This is a genomic window from Chitinophaga sp. GbtcB8 (assembly GCF_019091455.1).
GTDB lineage: Bacteria > Bacteroidota > Bacteroidia > Chitinophagales > Chitinophagaceae > Chitinophaga.
Genome location: NZ_JAGXJN010000055.1, coordinates 20,475 through 34,857, shown reverse-complemented (window position 1 = coordinate 34,857; position 14,383 = coordinate 20,475). Strand labels below are relative to the sequence as shown.

Here is a 14,383-nt window from a genome sequence, read left to right as displayed (position 1 = left end):
CTGGATTTTATGGTAAAGGATGCCTTAGGCCGCAAATGGCAGCTGGGAACCATCCAGGTGGATTACAACCTGCCGGAGCGTTTTGAGCTGGAGTACATTGGCGCCGATAACCAGAAACACCGCCCGGTAATGATACACCGCGCACCCTTTGGCTCCCTGGAAAGATTTGTAGCTGTGCTGATAGAACACTGTGCAGGTAAATTCCCGTTGTGGTTAACACCTACCCAGGTAAAAGTGCTGCCAATTAGTGATAAAAGCCTGATCTACGCAGAAAAAGTAGCTGAATTGTTAAAAAATGCTGAAATTCGCGCAGAGATAGACGACCGCAATGAGAAAATAGGGAAGAAGATCCGGGAAGCAGAGCTGGCCAAAGTACCTTACATGCTGGTACTGGGCGAAAAGGAAGCCACAGAGGAAATAGTAGCTGTAAGAAGGCAGGCAAAAGGCGATCTTGGAACCATGAACCTTGACCAGTTTATAGGCCTTGTGAATGATGAGGTAGTGAACCGGAAACCTTTTGAATAATTTTCGATCGAGGTATAATAATTGCTACATATTTAACCTTAAATTTGTAACACTTGTAAAACAGGCCGGTAAAAAACTGATAACCGGCAGCTTAGGACAATTATTAATTAATTTTATTCTTTTTAATGCAATCACCCAGACCAAATTTTAACCGCGGGAGAAACCCGAACTTTCGCAGGGAACAACAGCAAGAACATCGTACCAACAGAATGATACGTGTACCGGAAGTAAGGCTAGTAGGAGAAAATGTGGAAGTTGGCGTTTATAGAACAGACGAGGCTTTACACATGGCTGAACAACAGGGACTGGACCTGGTAGAAATATCCCCAAACGCTACGCCCCCCGTATGCCGCATCATCGACTATAATAAATTCCTGTACGAGAAGAAGAAGAAGGAAAAGGAAATGAAGGCCAAGGCGCACAAAAGCGAGGTGAAAGAGATCCGCTTTACGCCGAATACGGACGATCATGACTTTGACTTTAAAGCCAAACATGCGGAGAAATTCCTGAAAGATGGTAATAAGGTAAAAACCTATGTACAGTTCAAAGGCCGCGCTATTATGTTTAAAGAGCGTGGTGAGCTGATCCTGCTGAAGTTCGCAGAACGCCTGGCAGAAGTAGGAGCGCTGGAAGGCATGCCTACCATGGAAGGTAAACGTATGATCGCCATTTTTGCACCAAAGGCAGCCAAGAAAAAAGAAGGCGGCCCTAAGGAGCCTAAAGAGCCCCGCGAGCCAAGGGAGAACAGGGAGCCGTCTGAAAAGCCTGCACCTGCGTCAGCCCCACGCCCGGTAGAAAGCAAACCGGAAGGAAACAACTAATAGGTTTATCCTCATATAATTAGCAACAGTAAACCGCTCTGATAGTTCAGAGCGGTTTTTTTATCCCCAGTTATGTGCATAATTTATATAAATTATATATTTATATTATTAGATTAAATTATTATATTTGTGATTGTCATGTAATAGCGGGTTTTTCCTTTGACCTGATGACAATGAAAAACAGACTATCCAAGAGAACCTTAAGACCAAGATCAGGGATAAAGACAGCTTGCGACCACATTGACCCCTTACTATTGAAGTTGCTAACTATTAAATTTTCCTCGTATGAAGTTAAATCTAAGAGACTGTCACGCACTCTTATTTGTCTGTATCACAGCCATGTTGCTTTCTTCCTGTAAAGGAGTAACGAATGAAGAGTATTTTAAGACCAGCTTTTATCAGAATGAAGATAAGCTGAAGCGGCTGAATCACATGATCGATTCACTGATAGTACCTCAACTTGACCATACTGAATATAGCCGGTACATTATTGTGGATTGCGACAAGGAGGGGGCTAAAAGCCATTCCAATAAGGTTTGCAACCCCATGATCACCGATCTTATGCGGGAGCTGAAAGTATCATCTGTGAACCTGGAAAAAGGTCCCTGTGATGCTACCGACCGTTATAGCCTGTACATCTACAAGCTGAACTCCCAGAATGAGGACAAAGACATTAACCACTATTACTATTATCACGACCTGTGTGATAATAGGACAGAGGCTAAAATGGGTAAGGATTATACGTACATTCCCTTCAGTGACCACTGGTCATTATTTGTTGGAAAGAACTAACGTAGACTCCTGTACGAAGGGAAATGCAGTCATGATATTTAAAAGGACCGTTCCGCAAAAAGTGTGGAACGGTTCTTTATGTTGTTAGTGATATATCCTATGAAACCGAACATGAAACGATGGTTTATTTTAGCAGGCATTATATTAATGCTGATCGATGCCTGTGTGAGCGTGGGGGTGAAGAAACCAAAACCAAAACCCAAACCAACAAAGATCAGCGTACGGTACTACCAGGTGGCAGGCGATTCCATGTTGCGGCACGATAGCTGTTTGTCTGAATTGAATAGATTAGCCGTAAAGAGTATTTAATGCTTTCCGGTAACAGGGGCGTAACCAAATACACTCAAAACATACCATTCACATCATCGAAATGGCCTATGAGGCAAGCTGGCCGCTGGTTATAAGACCTTCCTTAGTTTGATCAATTCACTGATTAACTTTGAGCTTTCAAATGTATGTCTGATATTTTATTTCCACCGTCATCATAGCCCGGCCCGGCAGACATTACTGTAAATTTTTATCTTTTTAACAACCAACAAAATATTTACCTTTGCTCACAATAAATATTAACTATTCCTAAATTGTAATTTTAACATTATCTCCCTATATTGCCGTTTATGACAAAGAGAAAAGACTTCGTGTATTCAACCGAAAGCGAGCCGCACCGGATCAGGACTAAGGAAATTCTCAAACAACATCCCGATATACGTAAACTCATCGGGAAAAATCCTTTAACCATCTTTGCAATCATTGGATTGGTAAGCTTTCAGGTTGTAATGGCTTTTGTACTGCGTGATCAGTCCTGGTGGCTGATACTGGGTGCTGCATACCTGCTGGGCGCTTTTGCGGATCACGCCCTGTTTGTAATGATCCATGAGTGTGCGCACCGCCTGCTGTTTAAAAAACCGGAGGCTAACCGCCTGGCCGGTATTTTAGCCAACGTACCGCAAATAGTACCCAGCTCAGTTTCTTTTGAGCGTTATCACATTAAACATCACTCTTTCCAGGGTATTCATGAGCTGGATGCTGACCTGCCTAACCGCTGGGAGGCCAGACTGATCAATAATTACTTCATTGGCAAAGTGCTCTGGTTACTGTTTTACCCACTGTTCCAGGTGTTCCGTATTTCCCGCTTAAAAGAAATTAAACCTTTTGATGGCTGGATAGCGCTGAACTGGCTGGTACAGATCGTTTTTGTGGCAGCAGTATCCTATTTCTGGGGTCCTAAAGCCATCAGCTTCCTGGTACTGAGCTTCTTCTTCTCAGTAGGCCTGCACCCCCTGGGCGCCCGCTGGATCCAGGAGCATTACCTGACCCATGGCGAGCAGGAAACCTACAGCTACTATGGTGTATTGAACACGGTAGCTTTTAACGTGGGTTACCATAACGAGCATCACGATTTTCCTTCCATTCCCTGGAATAAGCTGCCGCAGATCCGTAAGAACGCTTCCGGCTTTTATAACTCTTTGTATTACCACACTTCCTGGACAAAACTGTTCTTCCGTTTCCTGTTTGACCAGGAGATCTCTTTGTTCTCCAGGGTGGTGAGAAAAGACCGTGGTAAAGTGCAGCTGACAGACGAATCCAAACCGGATATGGACCTGGTGAAAGAGAAATTCTCTGTAGAGGTAAAGTAATAATACTACAATAGCTTTAATACCTTTTTGGCCCTGGATGTAAATCCGGGGCTATTTTTTTGCGCCAGCTGATCCTCCAGTATCAGGCGCAGCTCCTGTTTAATATCCGGGTATTCCATGGCAAGATGGGCCAGCACGGTCATGGAAAAAGCCCTTACAGCAATGGTTTCCTCCGGATCGGCCAGGAAGTTAAAACAATGGTTCATAACCGGGCCATGCAGGTCAGGAGGGATAGGCAGGAATTGCAATACCCTTATTACATTTCGTTTAACCGCTACCGGTATACCGGCATCCTCCATGCGTTGTACCATGGCCGGCAGGTGTGGCGCTATTAATTCCGGGTGTTCCTGCGCTACATAGCTGATGATCCAGGCTGCCCTTTGCACCACGCGGTACTCATCACGCAGGAACAGGCCTATCAATTGATCCACCCGCGAAGCATTACCCCCGATCCAGTCTGTAAGATGGATGATATGATCACGGCTATTGTCCTTTAAGATCTCAGTACGCAGATACATATACCTATACTGTTTATATTTTAATAAAAATTAATGTATTTACTCCGGTTTTTAGTCACACAAGCGTACAATTTATTTATTAAAAAATCCCTTAACCCAATGAAAAAAATCATGTTGCTGGCGTTCGCATAGGTGTAGGCAGCAGCCCTCATAATATTGAGATCTCTGATCTTATACAAAATAAGAACGGGGCTGATCAACATATTTTGATCAGCCCCGTTCCATTCCGGGAAAACCCCGGGACCGGCAAACAATTACGCTGCTTTTTTCTCTACCGGCGTTACTCTCAGCTCCAGTACCCGGTTTTGCCGGATCACTTTTATGTGCTGGAACTGCCCGATCTTTTCCCGTCCCAGTTGCCGGAACAGGGCATCAGCGGTTTCTACTTCTTTGTTGTTGAAGGCAATGATGATATCACCATCCTGCAAACCTGCCCTGGCAGCAGGACTTTTGCCTTCCACACCTGTTACAAACAGCGCTGTTTTATTACGCAGCTGCAGGCCGGTGCGCAGCTTGGGCACCAGCGTTATCTGCTGCAACAACACACCCAGGTAACCCTTCACCACTTTACCATACTGCATTAATTCCGCCGCAATCATCTTGGCAGAGTTAATGCTGATGGCAAAACAAAGCCCTTGCGCACCCTGTATCATAGCGGTGTTCACGCCTACTACCTCGCCCTTGTAATTAATGAGCGGGCCGCCGGAGTTACCCGGGTTCAGGGCAGCATCCGTTTGCACCAGGTCGTCCATGGTACGGCCATTACCACTGTGTAAAGAGCGGCCTAATGCGCTCACCACCCCGGCTGTAACCGTATGCTGAAAGCCCAGCGGGTTGCCAATGGCAATAACCAGCTGGCCTATCTGCAAAGCAGTGGCGTCGCCAAGCTGCGCTACCTGGAAGTCAAAGGCAGATGTTTTGAGGATGGCAATATCCGCATCTGTATCTTCTCCTGAAAGAATAGCCGGGTATACGCTGCCATCATGCAGCATTACATTGAAATAATGGCCCTGGTGTACTACATGGGAATTGGTGAAGAGATAACCGTCGGAAGAAAAGAAGAACCCTGAGCCGGTCCCGGTTACTTTCCTGTTGGCATCCAGCCGTTCTATTTTAACAACTGATCTGCCTGCGGCTTCCACCGCATTATGGATGATCTCAGAATACGCATCCATAGCACCTCCTTTTTTTATTAAGGATGGCTACGCATAAAACAGGCCAGGGCGTTTAGGCAGACAAAACGGCAGGGGTTGGATGAAACAGGAGATAAGATGTCCGAAGTTCTTCATAAACAACGGGCCGCCATGGAAAGAGACGGCCCGTCCTTATATTATTACAGGTTAGCAATATTGCCCAATGCAATGCGATCGTCGTTATCTGACCTGCCGGGATTATAAAAGACAATCTTTTTGTTCGTTGCGCAATATTAAAGGGTTTGATCAATTTTGAACTAACCATTTAATACCATGTTAGTTACGAACGTTATTAGCCCCTTATAAACAAATTCTTCCAATAAAACTTATTCCCTCTTTAAGCCTTTTTTACTTCTTTTGTAGCTTCCACCAACACCAAAACCATTGCTCCGGAAAGAATTTCGCATTATACTGATCTCATTGCTCGTCAGCTTCCTGTTAACGCTGGCCAAATTCACTGCGTACTTTCTCACACACTCCGTAGCTATCCTGTCTGATGCGCTGGAATCCATTATCAATGTAGTAGCCGGCGCTTTTGCCTGTTACAGCATTTACCTGACCGGCAAACCGCGGGATGCCAACCATCCTTACGGGCATGGAAAGGTGGAATTTTTTTCCATAGGGGCGGAGGGGGCTATGATCTTTATTGCCGGCTGCCTGATCCTTTTTAAAGCAGTACAATACTTTATTGGTACCTACCAGCTGGAGGATGTGACCCGGGGTATCTGGCTCATTGCCGCCACTACACTTATAAACCTGCTGCTGGGCCAATACCTGGTAAGGGAGGGGCGTAAGCTGCCTTCTATTACCATTACCGGCAACGGGCAGCATATAATGACGGATGTATACAGCAGCCTGGGACTGGTGGCCGCCCTCATAGTTATTCACTACACCGGCTGGACCTGGCTGGATCCCGTTGTGTCTGTAGCCATGGGCATCCTGATATTGCGCAAAGGTTACCAATTGCTGCGCCGCTCTATATCCGGCCTGATGGATGAAACCGATATGCAGGTGGTAGACCAGGTCATTAACATTCTGAACCAACACCGCAGGCCTACCTGGATAGATGTACATAATATGCGCGTGCAGCAATACGGCAATAATTATCATATTGATTGCCATATTACCCTACCTTATTACCTGGAGCTAAGCCAGGCGCATGATGAGCTGAAAGCGGTGGAAAAGCTGGTGAACCAGGGATTCCCCAATAGTGAAGTAGAGTTTTTTATCCATGCAGATCCCTGCCTGCCGGTGTGCTGCCACTATTGCCAGCTGATGGAATGCCCTGTACGTAAGGAAAAATTCAGTGGTAAGATCACCTGGACGCGCGGGAATGTGTTGCCAAACCGGAAACACGGGTGAATGTGCGGATGTGCAGATATGCAAATGTGCAGATGTACCCGTACCTGTTAAAGATTATCACTTTTCTATTATATTAATCAATCAAATATCATTAAACAACAAACCATCATATCAACACATTCTTTTCATCTGCCCATTTGCATATCTGCACATCCGCACATTACTCTTCCCCTTCCTCGTCTCCATCTCCATGCCCCATGATAGCACGGATAGGTTTTACAGCCTGGTAAATACCGCGGTCATATTTATTGCCTAAAATAATAATGGTGGTGCTATCCTGTACCAGCCGGCAGAACACGGTATTATTACCATGCCACCAACCGTTATGGTATACAATTTTGCTGCTGTCGGGGTTTATCATTAAACGCCAGCCCAGGCCGTAATTGCGCACGCCCGGTTTTTCATTGCTGTAAGGAGTAAAGGCCTGCTGCAGGGTTTCCGGTTTAAAGAAGCCGGTGTACAAAGCCTGGTCCCATTTCAGCATATCCTGTGCGGTGCTGTATACACCTTTATCGCCAAAAACACCATCCAGGTAAGTATCCGGTTCCGGGCGCAGGTTGTATTTATGACTGGTGGTCTGGTGCGGCCGTTTTGTACTGGTGGGGTCAAAAACAAAGGTGTTTGTCATGCCCAGCGGTTCAAAAAAGGTATGCCGCATAAAATCCGGGTACTTTTGCCCGCTTACCCTTTCAATAATAGAAGCCAGCAGCGCAAAATTGGTATTGCAGTACTGAAAGTGGGTATTGGGCTGATGTTGTACCGGTGGTTTGTGCTGCTCCATCATACGCAGCAGCTCTGCATTGGTAAGAAAAATATCCTGGTTCTGCCACAGGCTGTCGCTGAAGTATAGGTAGTTGGGCAGGCCGCTACGGTGGTTCAGCAGCATACGAATGGTAATGCCCATGTAAGGGAAGGTGGGGAAGTAGCGCTGCAGCGTATCTTCCAGGTTCAGCTGCCCACGCTCCATTAACCATAAAATGCCCATGCCTGTAAAGGTTTTGGATACTGATGCCAGCTGGAAGGAGGAGCTTTCGCCGATCAGCATTTTGCTCTGGTAATCTTCAATACCATGGTATTGTTCAAAGATCACTACACCTTTTTTTGCCACCAGCATGGCGCCGTTAAAACCTGTTCTCAATAATTTATGGGAAAAGAAGTCAGTAAGTTCTGCCTGTTGTCTTTTGGTAGTGGGGGAGTTGAGAACGGCTGCTTTATCAGCAGCAGTTTCTTCCAGATCGTATACCGATTCTCCTGGTGTGTTGAGGGCCTTTTTTTCACGCGCCGCGTTGCTCTGGCATCCGGAAATGTATAATGCAATACCGGATATGGTCAAAATATAAAAGAAAACTTTCAATCGCTTCATTGAACAATGACAACTAATAGACTATAAAATATAAAAGAAAGCCCGGTGCTTTCCCTCTTTTTAGCAATAATGGTGAATAATATTCTAAAAACGAAGCAAACTACAGCATATTTTTTGACAATATCAAATTTGCCGGAACCCCTGTTTGATTTTTGCCAGACTTCTGTTAGGTTTGCACCTTGTTTTAGCCCTAAACCACAATTATTAAGCCAATTGCGAATACACAACGTACGCATTAATAATACTATATATATGGAGCAGAAGTTGACAAGCTATCCAAAAGAAAAGATCAATATCCTCTTGCTGGAAAACATCAGTGATGCTGCTGTGGCAGAGTTTACGCACGCGGGTTATTCAAACACCCGCCGGCTGTCGGGAGCATTGAGCGAGGAACAATTGCTCAGCGAGATCAAGGATGTGCATTTACTGGGTATCCGGTCCAAAACGCAGATCACCGCTAAGGTGCTGGCCGCGGCTAAAAAGCTGCAGGCTATTGGCTGCTTTTGTATAGGCACTAACCAGGTAGATCTGAAGAATGCAAAAGAGCACGGCATTGCCGTATTTAATGCGCCCTATTCAAATACCCGTTCGGTAGCGGAGCTGGTAATAGGTTTGTCTATTATGCTGATACGCCGTATTCCTGATAAGAATAAAGCGGCACATGAAGGTGTGTGGAAAAAAGAAGCCGCCGGCAGCTATGAGCTCAGGGGTAAAACGCTGGGCATTGTAGGGTATGGGAACATTGGCAGCCAGGTAAGCGTGCTGGCTGAATCTATGGGCATGAACGTAATGTACTATGATGTGGAAACCAAGCTGCCGCTGGGAAATGCCGTACAGCAGAAAACGCTGAAGGACCTGTTTTCCCAGGCAGACATTATTTCCCTGCACGTACCTTCTACCAGGACCACCAGCAATATGATCAATGCAGAAACGCTGAAAGATGTAAAGAAAGGCGCCATTTTCATTAACTACGCCCGTGGCGAGGTGGTGGACCTGGATGCCCTGAAAGATGCATTAGTGAGCGGGCAGCTTTCCGGCGCAGCCATTGACGTATTTCCCGTAGAACCGGAAAAGAACGGGGCAGCCTTTAGCACACCGCTGCAAAACCTGCCCAACGTGATCTTAACGCCACATATTGGCGGCAGCACAGAAGAAGCGCAGCATAATATCGGGCTGGATGTGAGCAGCAAAATGCTGAACTACCTGGAAAAGGGCGCCAGCTTTGGCTCTCATACTGTACCCGCTATCAGCATATCAGCGATGGAAAACACGCACCGCATCCTGCACATTCATCAGAATGTACCGGGTGTACTGTCTGAGATCAATACCGCTTTATCTGCAAAGAAGATCAACATCCTGGGTCAGTACCTGAAAACAAACGAGCAGATAGGTTACGTGGTGCTGGATGTAGATACACAATTATCGCATGATGCTTTTGCCGCGCTGAAAGAAGTAAAACATACCATCAAAACGCGGTTATTGTATTAATATAACTGGCAAACATTACTCATAAAAAAGAAGGAGCTCATTACGAGCTCCTTTCTTTTTTATGTCTGCATCTGAGAGTTTACTTAACCACGTTCACCAGGCCATTCAGTATTACCGGCGGCTCTTTCAGGTCTTTGGTATAGGTTACCCACCAAATGTAGGTGCCAACGTTAGCCTGATGCGATGTATTATTCATAGAGCCATCCCAGCCTCTTCTGGGATCTGAATCGCTGTACACCAGCTGTCCCCAGCGGTTGTAAATGCGCAGCTGGTAGCCGTACATCATACCGCGTTGTGTTACCGGCCTGAAACGGTCGTTAATACCATCACCGTTAGGGGAGAAGGCATTGGCAAATACCGGTTTAGGATCGCAAACGGTGAAGTTCACGTTTATTTCGTCGGAGGCTTGTCCGCAGTCATTAGCTACGGTTACGGAATAGGTACCGGATTGTGTAACCGTAAGGGTAGGTTCGGTAGAACCGTTGGACCAGCGGTAGGTCATTACGCCACCGTAGCTGGTACCGCCATCATCTGCACGCAGGCGGATGGCTTCTCCGTTACAAAGGCTGGTATCATTACCCAGGGCTATTTTCGGAATACCATCGCAGCTAACAGTGATCACCTGCTGAGCGGTGGCGGTGTTGCCGCATTCGTCTGTTGCTGTCCATATGCGGGTTATCTCGTAGCTGCCGCAGGCGCCCGGGATATTAACCGGTTTCTGTGTTTGTGTACGGCTGATCCTTACACTGCCACAGTTATCAATAGCGGTTATGTTGGTAGCCGGCGCGGGTACGTTATCACAATCCACCAGCGCATCTGCCGGCGGCATTACGCTAAATACCGGGCGGGTGGTATCCTGTACGGTAATGGTCTGTGAAACGGTATTACTGTTGCCGCATACATCCTGCGCAAGCCAGGTACGTACTATCTGGTAACCGCAGCTTTTGCCGGGTATAGCTATACGTGTATCCGTTGCCGTTGCAGTGATGCTTGCGCCGGTGCAATATTCGGTAGCGGTCATTACAACCGGTGCGGGTATAGAGCCGCATTCTACCAGCGTATCATTAGGCGCCGCAGTGGTAAATGCAGGCGGTGTTAATTCTTTTACCGTGATGGTTTGCACAGCGCTTACACTGTTACCGCAAGGGTCAGTAGCTGTCCAGGTGCGCAGGATCTTATAATTGCTGGCACATGCGCCGGCAATGGCCTGCTGTACATCTGTGGCTGTTACGGTGATCAGGCCTGCGCAGGCATCCAGCGCATCCATGGTAATAGCTACGGGTATGGCGTCACAATTCACCGTTACATCGCCCGGTTTAGGCGTGGTAAATACCGGTGCTGTTTTATCTACAACATTAATGGTTTGTGCTGCTGTGCCGGTGAGGCCGCAGGCATCTGTAGCCGTCCAGGTACGGGTAAGCTTCTGCGTACAGCCGTTCATGGTAGTCTGGTCAGTAGAAGTTACATTCAGTGTAATAGTGGTATAAGGTGCATGGCTGAACTGCGGTGTGCCGAACAGGGTAGTGTAGTCCTTACCTGCTTCACATTCCACGGTAATGGAATCCGGTACAAAGGTGGCCACAGGCGCTATGCTTACTACTGTTACCACTACAGCTGCGCAACCTGAGTTACCGCATGCGCCGGCGCTTTCCGCACGCACATAGTAGGTAGTGGTTTTTGTTACTGCTGTTGTAAGCGTAAGCCCGGTGCCCAGCGGTGAGCCGGTACCGCAGCCATCTGCATACCATACCCAGTTAGCGCCTGTTCCCAGGCTGCCATCCTGTACGGTTAAGGTTACATTATCACCCGCACATACTTCAGGTTTATCTGCAACTACAGTAGTAGGTGCTATTGAAGATGAAGTAACAGTGAGGGAGAACGGTATATCTGTAGCGCAACCGGCGCCATCATGTTTAACAGTCAGGTTAAAATCATAAGTACCGGTAGCGGTAGCAGCAGGGTAGACGGCCAGCAGCGGAGAAGCGATGAAAGCTGAATCCGTGATGGTTATAAACCCGGGCATTGCATTAGTGGCGGCTGCCGTTACATCATATTTATCAGGGCCATCCGTAGGCGCAGTAAAAGGAATGGTAAATGCAGGCTCACTGCTACAGATATTGGGTACTACGCCCAGTGTAACATTAGGCGCATTCTTTTTGCTCAGTATCACAGTATCCGGCTTGCCGGGGCAAACGGCGTTGGATACGGTCCAGGTGATCATGGCATCCTGTATACCGGTTACGGTAATAATAGTATTCTCTGTATTCAGGTTACCAACAGAAGCGGTGCCTTGTTTTACATCCCAGGTACCAATAGCGCCTGCCGGCGGTGTATTGGCGGCCATGGTAAAGGCGTCTGCCGTACCGCACTGGGTTTGGTCAGGGCCTGCCAGGCTGGTAATGGGTATGGCCACGTTCATCAGTACAATGGTATCTGTACTGGTACAACCGGTGTTCAGCGTTTTTTGTACAGACCATACCAGCGTTACTGCCTGGCCGCTTGCAAGGCCGGTTACAGTTGTCAGCGGGTTTGCATCGTTGCCAATAACAGCGCCGTTGGCAGCGCCATCAATGGTCCACTTGCCGGTTTCGTCTGCACCTAGGGTGCCGGCCATGGTAAAGTCACCATCGTTACACTGGTACATTGTATCTGTAGCACCGGCATAAGCGGTTGGCATATCCAATACCGTTATGTCCTTATACGTTTTTATTACGCACATGCCGTTAGTTACAGTTACGCCGTAAGTATTAAGCCCCAATGTGGCGGGTGTATCTTTAATATCTGTAACAGCGGTTTCGCCGTTGGGTGTCCAGGCTATATCATACAGGGAAAGGGCAGGGTCTATGCTCAGATCTACCTCTGTGCCAAAACATACATTGCCGGGCCCTGTAATGCTGTCCACCACCGGGCGGTCATCAACAATTACCACTGCCTGGCCGGTACGCTGGCAGGTACGGCCGGCGCCATAACTTTTATAACCTGTTACGGTGTATACACTTGTTACATCCGGCGCTACCTTCACTTCTTCTGAAGTGGTATCCAGCGGCGAATCCCATATATAAGAATCAAAGCCACCGGTGGCTACCAGGGTAGCCGTATCGCCATTACAAATTTCATTATCAGGCACTACTACCTTCGGATTGGGCAGCAGCGTTACTTTAATGGGCATGGAGGGTGCGGCGCAACTTTCCGTATTGCCATCCTCATATATATTTAACCGGAAGAACAGGTGTGTAGTGGCTACGGGGTCGCCTTCCAGTAACAGCGCACCTTCTACAAAGTGCAGTATGTCTGTACCGGTACCGCTGATACCGTCGCCGTCCCCGTTAATGGTGGTCCATAAAATGCTGTCCTTACTGTATTCCCAGAAATAGTGCGGCACGGTAAAATAACCGGCTGGTGTATACTGGGAGGTAAGGTTGGTGGGAGAGCCGGCACACATGGTGTACTCGCCGCCCAGCTGGTCGGTTTGCCCGTCAAAGAAAGAGTAGATATATGGTGTGCAATAGGAAAAGCTGATATCGTCAACCGCAAGGTTGTTACCACAACCGCCGGGCGCATTATTACGGATCTGTACAATTACATCCGTAAGGCCGGGCAGTGTTTTAAAGCTGAAAGCATATTCCTGCCAGCCAAAATTATTAACCGTGGCTTGCAGGGGAGTAGAAATATCATTGGTGTTAAAAGTAGCAACTACCGCATTGGTGGTGGCATTTAATACTTCAAAGGTTACACCGGGGTTTTTATAAGCAGCGCCGCAGCCTGTTTCAAAAAAAGTACGGGTATCCAGGTTCTTAAACCAGGCGCCCAAACGGTATACCGCACCTTTACAAAGACCGCTTACTGTTCTGCGGAACAGCAGGCTGGTAGCCGCATCTGCATTTACCAGCAGCATACCGCCATTGGTATTGCGGGTATGGTCGTTGGTGGATATCCAGTCAGTGCTTTGACCAGTGGTATTGGCAGCTACTACATACTCCTCAGGCCCCAGGGGACCTGCAGTGTTGGCAGTGTACTGTATGCTGCCACGCAGAGGATCCAGTGGAATGGGAATGGCGGTAGAGCCGAAATCTTCCACAAAACCAGCCATTGGGGTGGTGGTGTTTGCTCCTTTACACACTGGCATGCTACAATCCTTTACAGTTATAAAACTGTTGGCGCTGTAAGGGCCACTTGGGGTATTCATTGTAGCAGAAGCGGTGTAAACGCCAGGCTTTATAAATTCAATGGTCAAAGACCCACGACCCGCCACAGTGGTATTGAGCGTGCCATACAATACTTTAAAGTCCACTCCAACCACACCAGGGGTGATGGTCCACCTGGTATCGGTAACCGTTTCACCGGTTACATCTGCGGTAATAGTGGCATAGCGTTCGGCGTTGGTACCGGCCGTTGTACACACGTTCGCAGGTGCGTTTACAAAAGCTTGTCCAAAAACAGTTTCACCACTCACAAAAGCCATGATCATGCATAGGAAGGCTGATAATCTAATCACTGGTTCGAAGTATTACAAAAAAAATAGGATTCCAATCAGAGAGCGGCTTTTTACCTCTTGAATATTATTGACATTTTAGTGTCCCCCGTAATTCGCATAGCTAACTGTTGTGGTAGAGATATTTCATTTTAATTAATTTTTAAATAAGTTAAAATACTTATGTGTTATTTCAAAAAAGAGGGATTCACG

Annotated in this window: 11 protein-coding genes; 7 read left to right on the top strand and 4 right to left on the bottom strand. The window is 47.2% G+C overall.

The genetic code is table 11. The features are described 5' to 3' along the window. The 5 genes from KVT36_RS29710 to KVT36_RS29690 all read left to right on the top strand — a co-directional run. On the top strand, positions 1 to 525 hold a 525-nt coding region (locus KVT36_RS29710), incomplete at its 5' end, for a threonine--tRNA ligase (RefSeq protein WP_254640256.1). 125 nt (positions 526 to 650) lie between these two features. Next, on the top strand, positions 651 to 1,346 hold the full coding sequence (gene infC, locus KVT36_RS29705) for a translation initiation factor IF-3 (RefSeq protein ID WP_217607061.1): 696 nt from the start codon (positions 651 to 653) through the stop codon (positions 1,344 to 1,346). A gap of 285 nt (positions 1,347 to 1,631) precedes the next feature. Continuing rightward, entirely contained in the window at positions 1,632 to 2,138 is a 507-nt protein-coding gene (locus KVT36_RS29700; protein WP_217607060.1) for a hypothetical protein, read from the top strand. Between the two features lie 111 nt (positions 2,139 to 2,249). After that, positions 2,250 to 2,447: a hypothetical protein gene (locus tag KVT36_RS29695; RefSeq protein WP_143080994.1), complete on the top strand. Its 198-nt coding sequence runs from the start codon at positions 2,250 to 2,252 to the stop codon at positions 2,445 to 2,447. A 308-nt stretch (positions 2,448 to 2,755) separates the two neighbouring features. Continuing rightward, positions 2,756 to 3,775, top strand: a complete 1,020-nt coding sequence (locus KVT36_RS29690) for a fatty acid desaturase (RefSeq protein WP_217607059.1) — start codon at positions 2,756 to 2,758, stop codon at positions 3,773 to 3,775. Positions 3,776 to 3,780: 5 nt separating this feature from the next. Here KVT36_RS29690 and KVT36_RS29685 read toward each other — a convergent pair whose 3' ends face one another. Further along, positions 3,781 to 4,293 carry a hypothetical protein gene (locus KVT36_RS29685; RefSeq protein ID WP_217607058.1) on the bottom strand — a complete coding sequence of 171 codons (513 nt, stop codon included), beginning with the start codon at positions 4,291 to 4,293 and terminating at the stop codon, positions 3,781 to 3,783. A gap of 254 nt (positions 4,294 to 4,547) precedes the next feature. Next, entirely contained in the window at positions 4,548 to 5,468 is a 921-nt protein-coding gene (locus KVT36_RS29680; protein WP_217607057.1) for a S1C family serine protease, read from the bottom strand. A 402-nt stretch (positions 5,469 to 5,870) separates the two neighbouring features. Between KVT36_RS29680 and KVT36_RS29675 the strand changes: the two genes are divergently transcribed. After that, positions 5,871 to 6,848 (top strand): cation diffusion facilitator family transporter, encoded by a 978-nt coding sequence (locus tag KVT36_RS29675; RefSeq protein WP_217607056.1) that lies wholly within the window; start codon positions 5,871 to 5,873, stop codon positions 6,846 to 6,848. Positions 6,849 to 7,008: 160 nt separating this feature from the next. Here KVT36_RS29675 and KVT36_RS29670 read toward each other — a convergent pair whose 3' ends face one another. Then, positions 7,009 to 8,211, bottom strand: coding sequence for a serine hydrolase (locus tag KVT36_RS29670; RefSeq protein WP_254640254.1), 1,203 nt, complete (start codon positions 8,209 to 8,211; stop codon positions 7,009 to 7,011). 252 nt (positions 8,212 to 8,463) lie between these two features. Between KVT36_RS29670 and serA the strand changes: the two genes are divergently transcribed. Further along, positions 8,464 to 9,699: a phosphoglycerate dehydrogenase gene (gene serA, locus KVT36_RS29665; protein ID WP_217607055.1), complete on the top strand. Its 1,236-nt coding sequence runs from the start codon at positions 8,464 to 8,466 to the stop codon at positions 9,697 to 9,699. A 79-nt stretch (positions 9,700 to 9,778) separates the two neighbouring features. Here serA and KVT36_RS33310 read toward each other — a convergent pair whose 3' ends face one another. Continuing rightward, complete coding sequence (locus KVT36_RS33310; protein WP_217607054.1) at positions 9,779 to 14,194, bottom strand: gliding motility-associated C-terminal domain-containing protein; 4,416 nt, start codon at positions 14,192 to 14,194, stop codon at positions 9,779 to 9,781. Positions 14,195 to 14,383: the final 189 nt, after the last annotated feature.